This window comes from Streptomyces sp. NBC_01264 (assembly GCF_026340675.1).
Lineage (GTDB): Bacteria > Actinomycetota > Actinomycetes > Streptomycetales > Streptomycetaceae > Streptomyces.
On sequence record NZ_JAPEOX010000001.1, the window covers coordinates 5,182,079 to 5,200,230 of the forward strand.

General features: G+C 71.7%; 20 protein-coding genes and 1 pseudogene. 14 read left to right on the forward strand and 7 right to left on the reverse strand.

All coding sequences use genetic code 11. The features are described 5' to 3' along the window. Positions 1–5 precede the first annotated feature (5 nt). Complete coding sequence (kdpF, locus tag OG435_RS24055) at positions 6–95, reverse strand: K(+)-transporting ATPase subunit F (RefSeq protein WP_215024204.1); 90 nt, start codon at positions 93–95, stop codon at positions 6–8. Further along, positions 92–271, reverse strand: a complete 180-nt coding sequence (locus OG435_RS24060; protein WP_266879612.1) for a hypothetical protein — start codon at positions 269–271, stop codon at positions 92–94. Before OG435_RS24060 ends, kdpF begins: the two co-directional genes overlap by 4 nt. Before the next feature lie 219 nt (positions 272–490). On the opposite strand from OG435_RS24060, the gene OG435_RS24065 reads away from it, so the two are divergent. The 3 genes from OG435_RS24065 (at position 491) to pucL (ending at position 3,894) form a co-directional block, all read left to right on the forward strand. Beyond that, positions 491–1,303 (forward strand): SDR family NAD(P)-dependent oxidoreductase, encoded by an 813-nt coding sequence (locus tag OG435_RS24065; protein ID WP_266879614.1) that lies wholly within the window; start codon positions 491–493, stop codon positions 1,301–1,303. 53 nt (positions 1,304–1,356) lie between these two features. Beyond that, entirely contained in the window at positions 1,357–2,721 is a 1,365-nt protein-coding gene (locus tag OG435_RS24070) for an aspartate aminotransferase family protein (RefSeq protein ID WP_266879616.1), read from the forward strand. Positions 2,722–2,976: 255 nt separating this feature from the next. Further along, complete coding sequence (gene pucL, locus OG435_RS24075) at positions 2,977–3,894, forward strand: factor-independent urate hydroxylase (RefSeq protein WP_266879618.1); 918 nt, start codon at positions 2,977–2,979, stop codon at positions 3,892–3,894. Between the two features lie 66 nt (positions 3,895–3,960). On the opposite strand, the gene OG435_RS24080 is transcribed toward pucL, so the two are convergent. Next, complete coding sequence (locus OG435_RS24080) at positions 3,961–4,422, reverse strand: histidine phosphatase family protein (RefSeq protein ID WP_266879619.1); 462 nt, start codon at positions 4,420–4,422, stop codon at positions 3,961–3,963. A gap of 121 nt (positions 4,423–4,543) precedes the next feature. Between OG435_RS24080 and OG435_RS24085 the strand changes: the two genes are divergently transcribed. The 5 genes from OG435_RS24085 to OG435_RS24105 all read left to right on the forward strand — a co-directional run bounded on the left by OG435_RS24085 (position 4,544) and on the right by OG435_RS24105 (position 9,077). Next, positions 4,544–5,830 (forward strand): phytase, encoded by a 1,287-nt coding sequence (locus tag OG435_RS24085; RefSeq protein WP_266879621.1) that lies wholly within the window; start codon positions 4,544–4,546, stop codon positions 5,828–5,830. 243 nt (positions 5,831–6,073) lie between these two features. After that, entirely contained in the window at positions 6,074–6,292 is a 219-nt protein-coding gene (locus OG435_RS24090; RefSeq protein WP_266879623.1) for a CbtB domain-containing protein, read from the forward strand. 30 nt (positions 6,293–6,322) lie between these two features. Continuing rightward, a complete protein-coding gene (locus tag OG435_RS24095; protein WP_266879625.1) occupies positions 6,323–7,078 on the forward strand; it encodes a CbtA family protein in 756 nt (251 codons plus the stop codon). A gap of 169 nt (positions 7,079–7,247) precedes the next feature. Further along, entirely contained in the window at positions 7,248–7,481 is a 234-nt protein-coding gene (locus OG435_RS24100) for a hypothetical protein (protein WP_266879627.1), read from the forward strand. Between the two features lie 75 nt (positions 7,482–7,556). Beyond that, complete coding sequence (locus OG435_RS24105) at positions 7,557–9,077, forward strand: alpha/beta hydrolase (RefSeq protein ID WP_266879629.1); 1,521 nt, start codon at positions 7,557–7,559, stop codon at positions 9,075–9,077. Here OG435_RS24105 and OG435_RS24110 read toward each other — a convergent pair. After that, a complete protein-coding gene (locus tag OG435_RS24110) occupies positions 9,031–9,669 on the reverse strand; it encodes a TetR/AcrR family transcriptional regulator (RefSeq protein WP_266879631.1) in 639 nt (212 codons plus the stop codon). The two genes, OG435_RS24105 and OG435_RS24110, sit on opposite strands and share 47 nt — an antisense overlap. 146 nt (positions 9,670–9,815) lie before the next feature. On the opposite strand from OG435_RS24110, the gene OG435_RS24115 reads away from it, so the two are divergent. Continuing rightward, on the forward strand, positions 9,816–10,757 hold the full coding sequence (locus tag OG435_RS24115) for an alpha/beta fold hydrolase (RefSeq protein ID WP_266879632.1): 942 nt from the start codon (positions 9,816–9,818) through the stop codon (positions 10,755–10,757). 38 nt (positions 10,758–10,795) lie between these two features. On the opposite strand, the gene OG435_RS24120 is transcribed toward OG435_RS24115, so the two are convergent. Further along, positions 10,796–11,821, reverse strand: coding sequence for a GlxA family transcriptional regulator (locus tag OG435_RS24120; protein ID WP_430625677.1), 1,026 nt, complete (start codon positions 11,819–11,821; stop codon positions 10,796–10,798). Between the two features lie 155 nt (positions 11,822–11,976). On the opposite strand from OG435_RS24120, the gene OG435_RS24125 reads away from it, so the two are divergent. The 3 genes from OG435_RS24125 (at position 11,977) to OG435_RS24135 (ending at position 15,038) form a co-directional block, all read left to right on the forward strand. After that, the gene (locus OG435_RS24125; protein ID WP_266879634.1) at positions 11,977–12,609 is read left to right on the forward strand and encodes a TetR/AcrR family transcriptional regulator; all 633 of its coding nucleotides are present in this window, start codon (positions 11,977–11,979) and stop codon (positions 12,607–12,609) included. A gap of 107 nt (positions 12,610–12,716) precedes the next feature. Further along, the gene (locus tag OG435_RS24130; RefSeq protein WP_266879635.1) at positions 12,717–13,112 is read left to right on the forward strand and encodes a hypothetical protein; all 396 of its coding nucleotides are present in this window, start codon (positions 12,717–12,719) and stop codon (positions 13,110–13,112) included. A 96-nt stretch (positions 13,113–13,208) separates the two neighbouring features. Next, positions 13,209–15,038, forward strand: a complete 1,830-nt coding sequence (locus OG435_RS24135; protein WP_266879636.1) for an alkyl/aryl-sulfatase — start codon at positions 13,209–13,211, stop codon at positions 15,036–15,038. 28 nt (positions 15,039–15,066) lie between these two features. On the opposite strand, the gene OG435_RS24140 is transcribed toward OG435_RS24135, so the two are convergent. Together OG435_RS24140 and OG435_RS24145 are read right to left on the reverse strand one after the other, a co-directional pair. Next, a complete protein-coding gene (locus tag OG435_RS24140; RefSeq protein WP_266879638.1) occupies positions 15,067–15,588 on the reverse strand; it encodes a hypothetical protein in 522 nt (173 codons plus the stop codon). Between the two features lie 133 nt (positions 15,589–15,721). Next, positions 15,722–16,249 (reverse strand): hypothetical protein, encoded by a 528-nt coding sequence (locus OG435_RS24145; RefSeq protein ID WP_266879640.1) that lies wholly within the window; start codon positions 16,247–16,249, stop codon positions 15,722–15,724. On the opposite strand from OG435_RS24145, the gene OG435_RS24150 reads away from it, so the two are divergent. Further along, on the forward strand, positions 16,236–16,796 hold the full coding sequence (locus OG435_RS24150; protein WP_266879642.1) for a TetR/AcrR family transcriptional regulator C-terminal domain-containing protein: 561 nt from the start codon (positions 16,236–16,238) through the stop codon (positions 16,794–16,796). The two genes, OG435_RS24145 and OG435_RS24150, sit on opposite strands and share 14 nt — an antisense overlap. A gap of 87 nt (positions 16,797–16,883) precedes the next feature. Continuing rightward, positions 16,884–18,147 (forward strand): annotated as a pseudogene (locus OG435_RS24155) (NAD(P)/FAD-dependent oxidoreductase). Positions 18,148–18,152: the final 5 nt, after the last annotated feature.

Consider the following 18,152-nt stretch of genomic DNA (forward strand, 5'->3'; position numbering starts at 1 on the left):
CGGCGCTAGAACCTCTCCGGGAAGACGAGGGCGACGACGAGGTAACCCAGCAGGGCTACGGCGACCAGCAGGCCGACGACGTTTTCGGCGTTCACAGCTTGGCCACCCCCTTGGCGACGAGGACCACCAGCGCGAAGACCGCGATCGTGATGACGACGAAGGCCAGATCGGCCATCGTGAGCTCCCGGAGGGTTCGAGGGCGGGCGTTTTTCGGACACCTCTGAGTGGAACGCCCTTTCGGGGCCTCACAGGCTTCCTTGACGGGGCCCATACGCCCGTTGGCGCGGCCTTGACGGGTCCCTAACGCGGGTGGACGTGACGTGCGCTCAGGCTAAGTGGATCTGGGGGGATATGCCTGAGATGTTCTGATTGTCGTTCTGTGGGCAGAAGATCGAATTCCGCCTGATGGAAATTGCTTTCCGACATGTGGTATTCGCGTTATGCTCCGGCGGTCCGCACCCGGAAGCGAACCCCTGCCAGGAGGAATGCCATGTCCGAGTCCCGAACCGAACTCCGTACCGAGCCACGTACCGAGCCACGTACCGAGCCACGTACCGAGCCCGGTGCCGAGACCCGTGTCGCCCTGATCACCGGCTCCTCCTCCGGCATCGGCGCCGGCATCGCCCGCAGGCTGGCCGCGGCCGGCATCCGCGTGGTCCTGAACTCGGCGCGCAGCGAGAGCGCGGGCAAGGCGCTCGCCGCCGAACTGCCCGACGCGGTCTACGTACGGGGCGACGTCGCGGACGCCGAGGACGCGCGGCGGATCGTCCGGACGGCCATCGACACGTACGGGCGGCTCGACATCCTGGTCAACAACGCGGGCGTCACCCGGTTCATCCCCCTGGACGACCTGGACGCGGCCGACGCCGACGCCTGGCGCGAGATCTTCGAGGTCAACGTCGTCGGCACCTGGCAGATGGTCACCGCCGCCACCCCCCACCTGCGGGAATCCGGCGCGGGCTCGATCATCAACGTCTCCTCGGTCTCCGCGACCCGCGCGCTGGGCAGCTCCATCCCCTACGCCGTCAGCAAGGCCGCGGTGAACCACATGACCCGGCTGCTGGCCTCCCAGCTCGGACCCGCCGTCCGGGTGAACGCGATCGCACCCGGCCTGATCGACACCCCCTGGTACGAGGGCGAGGACCAGGTGTGGGAGAGCTCGCGGGAGTGGATCACCGAGAACACCCCGCTGCGCCGCGTGGGCACCCCCGAGGACGTGGCCGAGGCCGCGCTCTACCTGGTCGACGCCGCCTACACGACCGGCGACGTGCTCACCGTCGACGGCGGCCGGCACGTCGTCTGACGCGCCCGGCCATCCCCACCGGATTCCACATCGTGGACAACTACCCTCGGAATATGAACTCAGAAGCCGACGCACCCGCCACCTCTGCAAAGGCCACCGTGAAGGCCGACGACCGCAGTCACGTCTTCCACTCCTGGTCGGCCCAAGAGCTCATCGACCCGCTCGCCGTGGCGGGTGCCGAGGGTTCCTACTTCTGGGACTACGACGGCAACCGCTTCCTCGACTTCTCCAGCGCCCTCGTCTACACGAACATCGGCTACCAGCACCCGAAGGTGGCCGCGGCCATCGCCGAGCAGGCCGGCAAGCTCTGCACCGTCGCGCCCGGCTTCGCCGTCGACGTGCGCTCCGAGGTCGCCCGGCTGATCGCCGAGCGCACCCCGGGCGACCTCGACAAGATCTTCTTCACCAACGCCGGCGCCGAGGCCGTGGAGAACGCCGTCCGCATGGCCCGGGTGCACACCGGCCGCGCCAAGGTGCTCTCCGCGTACCGCTCGTACCACGGCGCCACCTCCACCGCGATCAACCTCACCGGGGACGCGCGCCGCTTCGGCAACGACACCGCCACCGCCGGCGTCGTGCACTTCTGGGGGCCCTTCGCCTACCGCTCGCCCTTCTACGCGGCCACCCCCGCCGAGGAGTGCGAGCGCGCGCTGCGCCACCTGGAGGACACCATCGTCTTCGAGGGCCCGCAGTCCATCGCCGCGATCATCCTGGAGACCGTCGGCGGCGCCCCCGGCGTGCTCGTGCACCCCGACGGCTACCTGGCCGGGGTCCGCGCGCTCTGCGACCGCTTCGGCATCGTCTTCATCCTCGACGAGATCATGGTCGGCTTCGGGCGCACCGGTAAGTGGTTCGCCTCCGAGCACTGGGACGTCACACCCGACCTCATCTGCTTCGCCAAGGGCGTCACCAGCGGCTACGTCCCCCTCGGCGGGGTCGCCATCTCGGCCGCCATCGCCGAGACCTTCGCCCGCCGCCCCTACCCGGGCGGGCTGACCTACTCCGGGCACGTGCTGGCCTGCGCCGCCGCCGTCGCGACGATCAACGTCATGGAGGAGGAGGGCACCGTCGAGCAGTCCGCCCGCACGGGCGCGGAACTGCTCGGCCCGGGCCTCGCCGCCCTCGCCGAACGCCACCCGTCCGTCGGGGAGGTCCGCGGGCTCGGCACGTTCTGGGCCCTGGAGCTCGTACGGAACAAGGAGACGCGCGAGCCGCTGGTCCCGTACAACGCCGCGGGCGCGGACAACGCGCCGATGGCCGAGTTCGGGGCGGCCCTGAAGAAGGCCGGCCTGTGGCCGCTGCTCGCCGGGAACCGCATCCACGTCGCGCCGCCCTGCAACGTGTCCGCCGAGGACGTGGAAAAGGGGCTCCGGATCATCGACGAGGCCCTGATGGTGGCCGATGCGCACACGGTCTGACATGCGCCGCTCATAAGGTCGCCCAAACCGTGGGTGCCTGTTCTCGGAGGATCCGCTCTCTTACGAACGGCATGTGAACGTGCTGGAATCAACAGGCACCTACGGACCGGGATGCACGTCAGTCCCGGGGCGGTCCACGCGAGGAATCGGCGTGACCGAACGGCGGGGGGCGGGCTGCGCGTCCGCCGGACGCCGGGCGTACGGGATCCAGACAACCGGACTCCGTGTTCCCGAGTACCCGAAGGAAGACAGCGCATGAGCAAGCACGTCCTCGCCCAGAACCAGTACGGCAAGGCCGAGAACCGCATCGTCAAGGTCACCCGCAAGGGCAGCGACGGTTCCTGGCACGAGATCCGCGACCTCAACGTCTCCGTCGCGCTGCGCGGCGAGTTCCGCGACGTCCACCTCACCGGTGACAACGCCAACTGCCTCCCCACCGACACCACCAAGAACACGGTGTACGCGTTCTCCAAGGAGCACGGCGTCGCCTCCCCCGAGGCCTTCGGCATCCTGCTCGCCAAGCACTTCGTCTCCTCCCAGGCCCCGATCCGCGAGGCGCAGATCCGCGTCGAGGAGTACGCCTGGGAGCGGATCCCGGTCCCGACGCGCAAGGAGCAGCACTCGTTCGCCCTCAAGGGCACCGAGGTGCGCACCGCGCAGATCACGTACAGCGAGACCACCGGTCTCCAGGTGATCTCGGGTCTGAAGGACCTGACCGTGATGAACTCGACCAACTCCGAGTTCCACGGCTTCATCAAGGACAAGTACACGACGCTGCAGGAGGCGTACGACCGCATCCTGGCGACCAAGGTCACCGCGCGCTGGGCGCACTCGGCCCTCGCCGCCGACGACGCCGAGTACGACTGGGACCAGTCGTACAAGAAGGTCCGCAAGAACATGCTGGAAGCCTTCGCGGAGACCTACTCGTACTCCCTGCAGCAGACCCTGAACCAGATGGCCGAGCGCGTGCTCGACAACTGCCCGCGGGTCAACGAGGTGCGCCTCAACCTCCCCAACAAGCACCACTTCCTCGTCGACCTGGAGCCCTTCGGCCTCAAGAACGACAACGAGGTCTACTTCGCGGCGGACCGCATGTACGGCCTCATCGAGGGCACCGTGCACCGCGACGGCGTGCAGCCGGTGATCGCCACGAGCGACTGGATCGTGGCCTGACGCCCGCTCCGCACCCACGGTAGTTCGGCCCGGACCGCGTCGCGGGGTCCGGGCCGATCCGCGTTCTCACCCGGAAGCGGCCTCCGGCTGCCCCACGAGCAGGTTCCAGCGCCCGGAGCGGCCCGTCAGCGCCGTCACCGACCCGGGCCGTACGTCGAGCCGCCAGAAGGCGGCCGCCGGCAGCTCCAGGGCCCACACCACGGCCGCCCGTACGACGCCCTGCCCGGTCACCGCCCGGTGCGTCCCCGGCGCCAGCGCGCCCAGGTGTGCGCCGACCCGCGCGATCAGCGCCTCCACCGACTCCGCGCCGCCCGGGGGCGCGTAGGCGGTGTCGGTCATCCACCGCCGCAGCCCCTCGGGGTCCTCCCCGGCCACGTCGTCCATGGCCCGCCCGGCCCAGGCGCCGTGGTCCTGTCCGCGCAGCCCTTCGTGCCCGGGGCACGGATCCCCGTGGGGGAAGCGGTGGGAGCGCGCCGCTTCGTCCAGCGGGGGTGTCACGAGCCGGACTCGTACGATGGTGGGGTGCACCGCCCGAGTGTCCCGGGGTTTCGCATCGCGTTCAACCATCGGACATCTAATGACCGCGGACATGACCATCACTCCGGCGAGCGTCTTCCCCCCAGGGCAAAACCCTTGCAAAGGAAGAACATTGACCATACGTTCGGCCGCCCGCGCCTCCGTACTCGCGCTGTGTACCGCACTCGCCGCGTCCGTCGCGCTCCCGGCACAAGCCTCCTCGATCGCCGCCGTCCGGCCCACGGCCGAGACCGCGCCGCTGTACGACGACGCGGCCGGCGGCGACGCCAACGCGGATGACCCGTCGATCTGGCGCAACGCCGCCGACCCGGGCCGCAGCCTGGTGATCGCGACCGCCAAGCAGGGGGGCTTGCGGGTCTACGACCTGGAGGCCCGGCAGGTGCAGTCGCTGCCCGCCCCGGCCGGACCGGGCGCCGACGACGCACCCGGCCGCTTCAACAACGTCGACCTGGTCAGCGGCCTGCGCCTGGGCGGCGGGCGCGCCGATGTCGCGGTGGTCAGCGACCGGGGCAACGACCGGCTGCGGATCTACCGCATCGACCGGAACCGGCCCGGCGGCCCGCTCACCGACGTCACCGACCCGGCGGCGCGCCCGGTGTTCTCCGCCGACCAGGCCGAGATCAACGAGCAGAAGACCGCGTACGGCCTCGCCACCTGGACGGACCGCAGGACCGGCCGGTCCTACGCGGCGGTCAGCCAGCGCAACCGCACCCGGATCGCCCTCCTGGAGCTGATCGCCACGCCCGCCGGCACGGTCGGCTACCGCCAGGTCCGCACGCTCGACCTGCCGTCCTCCTTCCGCCTGCCGAACGGCGCCGCCTGGACGCCCTGTCTCGAGCCGGGCGAGCTGCCGCAGGTCGAGGGCATGGTCGTCGACCCCGCGGACGGCACCCTGTACGCGGGGCAGGAGGACGTCGGGATCTGGCGCATCGACGCGGGCCTCACCGGCACGCCGAAGCTGATCGACAAGGTGCGCGAGTACGGCGTGCCCGGCACCTACGACGAGGAGACCGAGGAGTGCGCGCCCGGCGCCGATCCCGGCTACGGCGGCAAGCGCCTGAAGGCCGACGTCGAGGGCCTGACCCTGGTCACCGAAGCCGGCGGCGACGGCTACCTGCTCGCCTCCAGCCAGGGCGACGACACCTTCGTCGCCTACGACCGCGAGCGCGAGGACCACAACGAGTTCGAGGGCGCCTTCCGCATCACCGCGGCCTCCGCCACCCTCGACGGCTCCGAGGTGTGTGACGGGGCCGCGGCCCTCAACGCCCCCCTCGGCAAGCGCTACCCCCGCGGCCTGCTCGTCGTCCAGGACGGCCGGGAGACCCCCGGGGACGGCGACCGCGAGGCGACCGGCTTCAAGTTCGTCGACCTGGGACAGGTGATCGACGCCATCGGCTGATTCCATCGGTCGGCGGGACGACCGGTGAGGTGAGACGGAGCCCTCCTGCGGGGACGCTGTAAGGCCGCCATAAAGAGCGGTACGGTGGCGGACGACAAGACGACGGTATGACGGAAGTCCGGTTGAGAATCCGGCACGGTCGCGCCACTGTGAATCCTCCCGGAGGGGGAGGAAAGTCAGACCCGCCACCGTCGTCGAAAGCACCAATGACCGGGACGCGTGTTCCCTCTGGAGGCTCCTGCCATGGCCAACTCCGCCGTGCCCACGACTGCCACCCCCCTGGCCGTCGCACCCATCTCCCTCACCGCTCTGGCCCCTTGGGCGCTGTTCGCCGGTGTCCTGATGCTGGTCCTGCTCTACCTCGTCGGCGCCGAGCAGGGCGCCACCGCGATCTTCGAAGGCGACACCATCCACGAGTGGATGCACGACGGTCGCCACCTCCTCGGCTTCCCCTGCCACTGATCCACCGATCCGCAAGGGACCGATCACTCCATGAACACCATCTCCCCCCGCGTGCTCCTCGTCCGGGGCATGCTCGCCGGCCTGCTGGCGGGCATCGCCGCGTTCCTCGTCGCGTACCTCCTGGGCGAGTCCCAGGTCGACGCGGCGATCGCCATCGAGGAAGCCGGAGCCCACGACCACCACGGTGACGCCGAGGCGGCCCCGGTCAGCCGGGCGCTCCAGGCCACGGCCGGCCTGGGCACCGGAACCCTGCTCTACGGCATCGCGCTCGGCGGCATCGCCGCGCTCGTCTACTGCTACGCCCTGGGCCGGATCGGCCGCTTCGGCCCCCGGGCCACGGCGCTGCTGGTGTCCGGCGGTCTGTTCGTCACCGTCTCCCTGGTGCCGTTCTTCAAGTACCCCGCCAATCCGCCGGCCGTCGGAGACCCCGAGACCACGGTCCAGCGGACCACCCTCTACGTCCTGATGCTCGCGCTCGGCCTGCTGCTCGCGGCGGCCGCGCTGATCCTGGGCCGGCGCCTCGCGCCGGGCCTGGGCAACTTGGACGCCTCGGTCGTCGCCTCGCTCGCCTTCGTGGCGGCCGTCGGCGTGGCCTACGCGCTGCTGCCGGGCATCAACGAGGTGCCGGAGGGCTTCCCGGCGGCGCTCGTCTGGCAGTTCCGGCTCGCCTCGCTCGCCATCCAGGCCGCGATGTGGAGCACTTTCGGCCTGGCTTTCGGATTTCTTGCCGAACGGGCCCTTGTCCCCGCCGCCGCTCCCAAGGAGGCTGTACAGCCTGCGAGTTGACGTCTTGCGTGCGGGTGACTGAAAGGCTGGTGACGGCGGGGTGGCGACGGCGATCCGAGAGCTCGGGGACCACCGAAGACCCAAAGGCCGCCGGGAGGGTTCGCGCCGCCCGCGCCTCCCCCGTCCGTCGAGCCTGCCGAGCCTGCCGAACCGGCAGCAGTGGCGGGAGATGCGGGAGTGGCGGGGCTGGACGGGCGCCGCTCCGTTCTGGCTCAACGCGGTCCTCCTGCTGCTGACCCCGTTCACCACCGTCACCCTGCTCGCGCAGGTCGGCATCATCGCGGGCCTGACCGCCATCGGCGGCCTGGCCCGCCACCTCTGGTCGGGCGACTACGGCCATGCGGCCATCCACTGCGCCGCCGTACTCATGGGTGCGGCGGCGGTGGCGGTCGTGGTGGTCTGACGGGGGGCTAGCCCCCCGAACGGCCTTCCCGGCTACCGGATGTAGTGGCGGAGGATGCTCAACCATCCTCGTTCCATGACCACTTACCGCAGCAAGACCGCACTCGTCGCACTCTGCGTCACGGCCGTGGCGGCCACCCTGACCGGCGCCGCCGGTGCCACGGCCACGGCTGCCGTCCGCGACGCCGCGACGGCCACCCCGCCCGCCCTGGCCTGGGCGGCGTGCGCCCACCCGGGGCACCTCGACGGCCAGCAGTGCGCGAAGCTGTCCGTCCCCCTCGACTACGCCGACCCGGCCGGTCCGCAGGTCGACCTAGCCGTGTCCCGGCTGCCGAGCACCCGTCCCGCCGCCCGGCGCGGGACGCTGGCCGTGGTGCCCGGCGGCCCGGGCGGCTCGGGCGTGCAGCGACTCTCGCAGAAGGGGGCCGCACTGGCGGGACAGCTGGCCGGGGCGTACGACCTCGTGGCGCTCGACCCGCGCGGGGTCGGCGGCAGCGTCACCGCCGGGTGCGGCCTGGACGCGGCCGACCGGCGGCTGACGACCCTGCGGTCCTGGCCCGGCGCCGACGGGGGGATCGCGGAGAACGCCGAGCGCTCCCGCCGGGTGGCCGAGGCCTGCGCCGCGAACGGCGGCGCGGTCCTGCGCAGTTTCACCACCGCGAACCAGGCGCGCGACATGGACCGCTTCCGGGAAGCACTCGGCGAGCGCAGGCTTTCGGTCTGGGCCGTCTCCTACGGGACCTACGTGACGGCGGTGTACGCGCAGAAGTTCCCGCAGCGCACCGACCGCCTGGTGCTGGACAGCAGCGGGGACCCCGACCCGAAGCGGGTCGCCCGCGGCTGGCTCGCGAACATGGCCCAGGGCGCCGACGACCGCTTCCCCGACTTCGCGGCCTGGGCGGTGGACCCGGCGCGGGCGGGGGAGGGGCTGCGGATCGCCGAACACCCGGACGACGTAAAGCCGTTGTTCCTGGCGCTGGCCGAAAAGCTGGACCGTTCCCCGAAGCCCTCGAACGTCCCCGGCCTGCCGCTCACCGGCACGATGCTGCGCCAGGCCCTGCAGACCGCCCTCTACGGGGACGCCCAGTTCCCCGCCTTCGCCCGACTGGTCCGCGAGGCCCGGGACCCCAAGGCGGTCCCGCAGCTGCCCCAGGAGCTCGCCGCGGTGCTGCCCGACTCGGACGCGGCGCTGATGGTGGGCGTCATCTGCAACGACGTGGCCTGGCCGAAGAACGTCTCCTCGTACGAGCGGGCGGTGGCCGCGGACCGGGCCGCGCACCCCCTGACCGCCGGAATGCCGGCGAACGTCACCCCGTGCGCCTTCTGGAAGGACGCCCCCGCCGAACGCCCCACCCGCATCACCGACCGGGGTCCCTCGAACATCCTGATGGTCCAGAACCTCCGCGACCCGTCGACCCCGTACGCCGCCTCGCTGAAGATGCGCGAAGCCCTCGGCCCGCGCGCCCGGCTGCTCACCGTCGACCACGGCGGCCACGGGGTCTACCTGGGCAACGGCAACGCCTGCTCCGACCGCACCGTGACCGCGTACCTCACGACGGGGGAGCGTCCCGCGCGGGACTCGGTGTGCCCGTCCTGAAGATCCGGTCCAGGTGGTGGCGCAGCACCGCGACGGCCGACTCGGGCCCCCGCTGGCCGACCAGGATGCTGGTGCCCATGGTCGCCGCCATGGCGAGCAGGCTGATCGCCTCCGTGCGCGCGTCGACGTCCGGGTCGGCCAGGCCGGATTCCTGGGCCCGGGCGATCAGCCCGGCCACCGCGTTCTCGGCGGCGTCGGGGTTGTCGATGAAGGGCTGGGCGGCGAGGGCCTCGTCGGTCACGGACAGGATCGAGTAGGAACTGTAGAGGAGGTGGAAGGTGCGGCTCTCCTCGTCGGTCGGCAGGGAGGCCAACAGCAGGGCCTCGATCGTCGCGCGCGGGCCGGGAGCGGGGCCGGCGGCGGCGAGGCGGGCGCCGACCCGGGCGGTGAAGCGGTCGGTCAGGTGCTGGAGCCCGTAGAAGAGCAGCTTCTCCTTGGACTGGAAGTAGTACTGGACCAGGCGCAGGGAGACCCCGGCCTCGGCGGCCACGTCGCGCATGCCGACGGCGTGCAGCCCCCGCCGTCCGGCGACGCGGATGAGTGCTTCGGCGATCTGGGTGCGCCGTTCCTCGTGGTCCACGCGTTTCGGCATGTTCTGGTGTCTCCGCCCGTCGGTGTCCGTGGGTGCTCGTGCTCGTCGCTGTGAGCCCGCGGCTCGTTTTCATGGTACCGCCGTATCAACATCATGGTACGGTCGTATCACGAAGAACGGATCCCCGGTCCTCCAGGAGGTGCCCCGTGCCCGACAACAAGCCCCGTGTACGCCGCGACATCGGCCACTACGTGAGCGACGAGCTGCGCGACCGCTACTTCGCGGCCTGCGACGCCCTCTACGCGAAGGGAGCGCCCGCCCGCTCCGAGACGGACGTGGAGACGAGCTTCGGGACCACGCACGTCTACCGGTACGGCCCCACGAACCCGGCGGCGGAGTCCCGTACGCCGATCGTCCTGATCCACGGTTCGGGCGGCTGCTCGGCCCAGTGGTACCCCAACACCGTCGCCCTCAGCGCCGACCGGCCCGTCTACGCCCTCGACACCCCCGGCGACCCGGGCCGCAGCGTCCAGCGCGAGGTGATGTGGCAGCCCGAGCGGGCGGCCCAGTGGATGGACGAGGCCCTCGACGCGCTCGGCCTGGACCACGTCCACCTGGTCGGGTCCTCCTACGGCGGCTGGCTGGTCATCAACCAGGTGCACCTGCGACCCGGCCGGCTCGCCTCGGTCACCGCCCTGGACCCGGGCGGCCTGGAGAAGGTGGGGCTGCGCTTCTTCGTGTGGATCTTCGCCAGCCTCTTCGCGACCTTCGCGCCCAAGGCGCTGCGCCCGACCCTGGCCAAGTGGCTGGAGCAGCCGGTCCTGATCGACCCCGAACTGCGCACGATGATCCAGAGGGGCGTCCGCGCCTTCCGGATCCGCCGCCCCGCCCCGCTGCCGCTGTCGGACGCGGAACTGGGCTCGATCCGGACGCCGTTCTACCTGATCATGGGCAAGCGGAGCCTGCTCGTGCACCCGAAGCGGCAGCTGGAGCGGGTGCCGCGGGTGATCCCCGGAGCCCGCGCCGAGATCGTCTCCGCGACCGGGCACGGACCGCAGATCGACCACCCCGAGCTGGTCAACGCCCGGATGCTCAGCTTCATGGAGGACGTCGACTCCCTCGACCCGGCCGGGCGCAGGGCCGCGTAGCGCGGACGGGGCGCCGCTCGGGTGCCGCTCAGGTCCGCTCAGGCGGCCCGGAAGCGCAGCCGGTACTCCGTGGGCGTGGTGCCGAGCGTGCGGCGGAAGGCCCGTACGAGGGTGTCGGTGGTGCCGAACCCGCAGGCGGAGGCGATCCGGTCGAGCGTGGCGTCCGTGGCTTCGAGCTGGCCCCGCGCCAGCTCCACGCGGGCCGACTCGATGTAGGCGGCCGGGGTCATGCCCAGCTCGGACTTGAAGATCCGGGCCAACTGCCGCTCGCTGACGTGCGCGTACGCGGCGAGGTCGGCCAGGCTGAGCCGGCCGCCGAGGTGCCGCCTGATGAAGTGCCGCAGGTCCTCGCCGCGCCGTGTCGCGGAGGGCGGCTCCAACGGGACGCTGAACTGGCTCTGCCCGCCGGGCCGTTTCAGGTACATCACGAGCTGCCGGGCCACGCGCAGGGCGACGCCCTCACCGAAGTCCTCGGCCACCAGGGCGAGCGAGAGGTCCAGGCAGGCGCTGATCCCGGCGCCGGTCCACACCTCGCCCTGCCGGATGAAGATCGGGTCGGCGTCCACCTCGACCTCCGGGTGATCGGCGGCGAGCTGCTCCGCGGTGGACCAGTGGGTGGTGGCCCGCTTGCCGTCGAGCAGCCCGGCCGCGGCCAGCAGGTGCGCCCCCACGCAGACGGAGGCGACCCGGCGCGTGCGTGCGGCGAGCGTCCGCACCCAGTCGACGACCTCCGGGTCGGTGAGGGCGCGGACGCGGCGCTCGGCGTCCAGCTCGACGGCGCCGGGCACCAGGAGCGTGTCGATGCTCCGCGTGGCGGCCTCGCGGAAGGTCAGGTCCGGCAGGATGCGCACCCCGGCCGAGGTGGTGACGGGGCCGAGGGTGCGGGCGGCCAGGGCGACCCGGTAGCCGGCCGTGTCGTCGGTCTCCCGCGGGACCAGGGAGAACACCTCCGGCGGTCCGGTGACGTCGAGCAGGTCGACGCCTTCGAAGAGCACGATCACGATCAGCCGCTCGAGGGGCTCCAGGGGGGAATCGAGGTCCAGCCGGTGTCCATGGGTCTGCATGACATCTCCGTGGGTGCTTTCTGGTCGGCGCTCACGAGTTGACGTGTGCAACGCTAACACAATACGTAATCAATGTTTACGAGACTCATGTGATGTCCAGCCCAGATGCCCGCATCCCCCCAGGCCGGATCTGTTAGCGCTGCTACCATCGAGCCATGTCGACGGCCCGAGAACGCATCCTGGAAGCCACCGCCGAGCTGCTCGCCACCAAGGACGCGCCGGCGATCTCCACCCGGGCCATCTGCGACCGCGCCAAGGTCGGCATGCCCGAGATCTACCGCCAGTTCGGCGACAAGGAGGGGCTGCTCACCGCGGTCGCCGACCTCGGCTTCGAGCGTTTCCTCGCCAACAAGCGGCGCAACCCGCAGACCGGCGATCCGGTGGCGGACCTGCGCACGGCCTGGGACAGCCACGTCGCCTTCGCGCTCGGCAACCCCCACCTCTACCGGCTGATGTTCACCCCGGCCGGAACGGTCAAGCCGCAGGCGATCGCGGAGGCGCAGGCCCTGCTCCTGGCGGCCGTGGAGCGCTGCCGCGCGGCGGGCCGGCTGCGGACGACCCCGGCGCTGGCCGGCCAGTCGATCCTCTCGGCGAACGTGGGCGTCTGCCTGATGGCGCTGTCCTTCCCCGAGCTGTACGGGGGCCTGGACGTCTCGCAGTCGGTGCGGGACGCGGTGATCGGCAAGGTCACCGGCGACGAACGGGAGGACACGAGGATCGGCGCCGCGACCGTCCTCGCCCAGGCCCTGGTCGACACCCTCACGGGGGCGACGCCGGTGGAGGAGTAGCTCCTCACCCGCCTGAGCTGCACCCTGCACCCCGAGCTCGCCGGCCTTGCGGCCCCGTCGGTGGTCGGCGATGATCTGGGCTTTCCGTCGGTCGGGGGGCGTTGTCGGTGAGCGGTTGGGTCTTTCTGGTCGGTGTGGTCGCGCTGGTGGTGTTCTGCGTCGCGCTCGGGATCTACGCCCACGCGAGCCCGCTGCTGAAGCGGGGCATCCGGCACTCCGCCGTCTGCGTCAACGTGGGCCAGATCGCGGGGGGTTCGATGATCCTGCTCGAGTACACCCCGGTGGGCGCCCCCGCACGCCAGTACACCGTGGGGCCGTTCGTCTTCCCGCCGGTCCAGGTCGGGGGCCGGATGGACGTGATCTACGACCCCAAGCGCCCGCAGGAGGTGACCCTGCCGGACCGCCTGCCCCGCAGCACCCGTGGGCTGGTCGTCACCGCCGCCGTGTCCGGCGCCGTGCTCGCGGCCTGCGTGCTGCGGATCGTGCTGGCCCTGCGGGGCTGAGCCACTCCACGCAAACCATCCCGAAGTGCACCCCGCCGGGTCCGATGTTGAGATGAGGCGATGCACGGCGTCGACCCCCGCTGAATGGAGCGAGAGATGGCCAACCTCCCCTTCGAGACCCTTCCGTATGACGACGTGACCGACTTCGAGAACGCCGACCGCGGATTCATCGCCGCGCTCGCGCCGGCCGTGGTCAAGGGCGCCGAGGGCCGCACCGTGTGGGACAACGACGCGTACGCCTTTCTGAAGGCCGAGTGCCCCGACACCGCGAACCCCAGTCTGTGGCGGCAGGCGCAGCTCGCCGCGAAACAGGGCCTGTACGAGGTCACCGCGGGCGTCTACCAGGTACGTGGCCTCGACCTGTCGAACATGACCCTCGTCGAGGGCGACCGCGGGGTCATCGTCATCGACCCGCTCATCTCCGCCGAGACCGCCGCCGCCGCGCTCGCGCTGTACCGAGAGCACCGCGGGGACCGCCCGGTCACCGGCCTGGTCTACACCCACTCGCACGGCGACCACTTCGGCGGCGCCCGCGGCGTGCTCCCGCGCGGCACCGAGGAGGGCGTGCCGATCCTCGCCCCCGCGGGCTTCCTGGAGCACGCGGTCAGCGAGAACGTCTACGCCGGCAACGCCATGACCCGCCGCGCCGTCTTCATGTACGGCGACCGCCTGCCCAAGGCCCCCGACGGCCAGATCGGCGCCGGCCTGGGCATGACCACCTCCACCGGCACCATCACCCTCATCCCGCCCACCGTGGACATCACCGCCACCGGGCAGGAGGAGACGGTCGACGGCGTACGGATCGTCTTCCAGCTCACCCCCGGCACCGAGGCGCCGGCCGAGATGAACTTCCTCTTCCCGGACAAGCGGGCGCTGTGCCTGGCGGAGAACGCCACGCACACCATGCACAACATCCTGACCCTGCGCGGCGCCGTCGTCCGCGACTCCCGCATCTGGTCGCGGTACCTCGACGAGGCGATCGAGTACTTCGGCGACGGCTACGACGTGGCCTTCGCCTCCCACCACTGGCCCACCTGGGGCCGGGACAACGTCGTCGCCTTCCTCGCCGCCCAGCGCGACCTGTACGCGTACATGCACGACCAGACCCTGCGCCTGCTCAACGACGGCCTCACGGGACCGGAGATCGCCGAAGAACTGCGACTGCCGCCCGCTTTGGAGAACTCCTGGCATGCGCGCGGCTATTACGGCTCCCTCTCCCACAACGTCAAGGCGATCTACCAGCGTTACCTCGGCTGGTTCAACGGCAACGCCGCGACCCTCTGGGAGCACCCGCCGGTCGAACTCGCCCGGCGCTACGTCGACTCGATGGGCGGCCCCGAGCAGACGCTCGACAAGGCCCGCGCCTACGCCGACTCCGGCGACCTCCGCTTCGCGGCCACCCTCCTCAACCACCTGGTCTTCGCCGATCCCGGCCGTACGGACGCCAAGGAGGCCCTCGCGGCCGTCTACGACGAGCTCGGCCAGGGCGCGGAGAACGGCCCCTGGCGCAACTTCTACCTGACCTCCGCCATGGAACTGCGCCACGGCGAGAACCGGGCCCTGCTCGACACGGCCAACCCGGAGATGGTGATGGCCCTGACCACCGACATGCTCCTCGACTCGGTCGCGATCCGGATCGACGGCCCCCGGGCCTGGGACGAGGACCTCACCATCGACCTCGTCCTCACGGACGAGGGCAGCCACCGCCGCCTCACCCTCCACAACGGCGCCCTCACCCACCGCACCGTCACCGACCCCCGCACCCCGGCGGGCCTGACCCTCACGCTCACCAAGCCCCAGCTCCTGGCCGTCCTGGCGGGCCGGGCGCCGGACACCATCTCCATGACGGGATCCCCGGCCCTCCTCAGCCGGCTGTTCTCCTACGTGACGAAGCCCGACGCGGCCTTCCCGATCGTCACGCCTTGAGGCCGTGAGGCCTGGGGCCCTGGGGCCATCAGGCCGCGCGGCACAGATCCGCGGCCGAGGGGGCCGTACGGACGGTGCGTACGGCGGTTGCGGCGGACACGGCTGCCGCGGCGGGCGCGGCCTTCGAGCGGTGCTGCGCGAAGACGACGACGCGCAGCACCGCGAACCGCGCGACGCCGGCGAGCGCGGAGGCGGACAGGTAGACGACCTGTTCGCGCACGGCACTGGGCGAAGCTTCGAGCTGGCGCAGGACGAGCATCGCCGCGCAGGTCACCGCGTACGCGGCCGCGGCGGATCCGGCCGACTGCGCGTGCTGGCGCCAGGTCGCCCGCCCGCCGGCGCCGAAGGTGAAGCGGGCGTGCAGCTCGGTGGCCAGGAGGGTGGAGACCGCGGTGATCAGGGCGTTGGCCAGGATCCAGGGAATCCAGGAGGCGAGCCCCGCCACGGCGAAGCTGGAGGCCACTCCCACTCCTCCGCCGCAGACCACGAAGCGGGCGAAGGCGGTGAGCGCGCCGGCTGCGATCCGCTTCCGGCTCTGCGCTGCCTCCATGATCCGACCCCTCCGATGGTGGCTCGATGCGCCGTAATGGTGCCATTGTGGCATATGTATGGCACCACGTCTAGGCGTCAATGGCGCCACACCCTTCCGGGGTGGCGCCACCAGGGCGGTCGGGCGGGGGTGGTCAAACGAGGACGGCGACGGTCAGGGTGAGGGCGGAGCCGGCGAAGACCACGGTGTGGCGGACGTTCTGCAGGACCCGGGTCCAGGAGGGGAACGCCCCTTCGGCGGCCTTGAGAAAGGCGGGGACGTCCACGCGCAGCAGCTCGGGGTCCCCCTTGCGGCGAAACGCGGCCTGTACGGACTTCACGGCGCCGAGCTGGCTCTGCAGGATCAGGATGTTCGCGAGGAGCGCGAGCGTGGAGAAGATCCAGGTCAGGGTGGTACCGAGCGGGTTGCCGGCCAGGTTGAGGGCGGCGGCGGCGGCGAGGCTCGCGGCGGCGAAGGATCCCGGGGCCCACCATTCGTGGCCACTGGCGTCGAAGCGGAGCTTGTTCTCCTCCAGCACCTCCGGGCGGATGCCCTGTCGGCGCAACTCGCTGACGGCGACGGCCTTGGCGACGGCGCCGAAGCGATGGCGCAGGAGCGGGATCGAGGCGAAGGCGGCGGCGACGAGGATCTGGGCGACGGCGGCGAGCGTGTGGGTGTTCATGGGCTTCTCCCTCTACGACACCGAAGGCCTGGAAGGCCAGATCCGGCTGCCCGACCTCGACGCGGTCGACTGGCGCGGAGCCGCCACCTCCATGGCCGGCGACCTGTACGGGATGTTCACGCGCCACCCCTGGCTGGTGCAGGCCTTCGCCACCCATCTCTTCCACGGCACGGGCAAGGCCCGCCACGACGACCACAACCTGGCCGTCTACGAGAAGGCGGGTTTCACCGGCCCCCAGGCGGACCGGGCCGCCGCCGCCGTCTTCACGTACGTCCTCGGCAACGCGGCGCCGTCCGCCGCCACCACCTCGCTCACCCGCCGGATCGAACCCGAGGGTGGTGATGCCGAGGAGGTGTTCGGCGCCGTCATGAAGCAGGCGACCGAGGCCGCCGCGGGCTTCCCCCGCCTGCGGTCCCGGGTCGAGTCGGTTTCCGGCTCCGGCCACCCCGACTACGCGGACGCCCCGGACGACACCTTCGACTTCGGCCTCCAGGCGCTGCTGGACGGCCTGACGGCCCGGATCCCCGGCACTCCCGCCACCATGTGACCCACGTCACCCGGGATTCCTGTCAGGAACCGGGCCGCGGTTCCGCTCATGTCGGCGAGAGCCCAGCGAACCGACAGGAGACATCACATGAAGCACCGCATCGTCGTCCTCGGTGCCGGCTATGCCGGGGCCTACGTGGCGGGGAACCTGGCCCGCAGGCTGTCCCCGGAGGACACCGAGATCACCGTGGTCAACGCCGAGCCGGACTTCGTCGAGCGGCTGCGGCTGCACCAGCTCGCGGCGGGCCAGGAGATCGGGACCCGCGCACTCGCCGACGTCTTCGCGGGGACGGGGGTACGGCTGCGCCTGGCCCGCGTCACCGCCGTCGACCCCGAGCGCCGGGTCGTTACGGTGACGGGCACCGACGGCGGGACGGCCACCGACGGCGGCACGCGCACCGGCGGCGGCCCCGCCGAGCTCGGCTACGACACCCTGCTCTACGCCCTCGGCAGCCACGGCGACGACCACGGTGTCCCCGGCGTGGCCGAGCACGCCTTCGACGTCGCCGTCCGGCCCTCGGCCCTGCGCCTGCGCGACCGCCTGAACGCCCTGCGGGACGGCGGCGGCCGCGACGGCGCCGGCGCCGGGAACGTACTGGTCATCGGTGACGGCCTGACCGGCATCGAGACCGCCACCGAGATCGCCGAATCCCGTCCCGGCCTGTCGGTGACGCTGGTCGCCCGCGGCGAACTGGGCGCCAGGCTCTCTCCCGGAGCCCGCGGCCACCTGCGCCGGGCCTGCGAACGCCTGGACGTCACCGTCGTCGAACACACCCGCGTCGAAGCCGTCGAAGCGACCCGGGTCCTGTGCGCCGACGGGACCGCCCTGCCGTCCGACGCGACCGTGTGGACGGCCGGGTTCGCGGTCGCGCCCATCGCCGCCGCCGCCGGGCTGGCGGTCACCGCGGACGGCCGGATCCTCGTCGACCCCACCATGCGCTCGCACTCGCACCCCGAGGTCTACGCCGCCGGTGACAGCGTCCACGCCATCGGTGCGAACGGCCTGCCGCTGCCCATGTCCTGCGCCTCGGCCGGCTTTCACCGCCATGCAGGCCGTGAAGGCCGTCATGGGAACCCTCACCGGCACCGGGACCGGCCACGTCAAACTGGCCTACCCGGGCAACCACATCAGCCTCGGGCGGCAGGACGGGATCCTGCAACTGGTCGACGGCGCGGCGCGGGCGAAGTCGGCGTACGCGGGCGGGCGGAAGGCCGCGCGGATCAAGGCGGGCATCCTCAGGATGTCGCTGTGGACCACCTCGCACCCGACCTTCTGCCTTCCCAAGCGCCGGCGCCGCCTGGCCACCGTGCCCGACGCGACTGCCCGGACGGCGGCCGCGCAGGCCTCGTAGGGTGA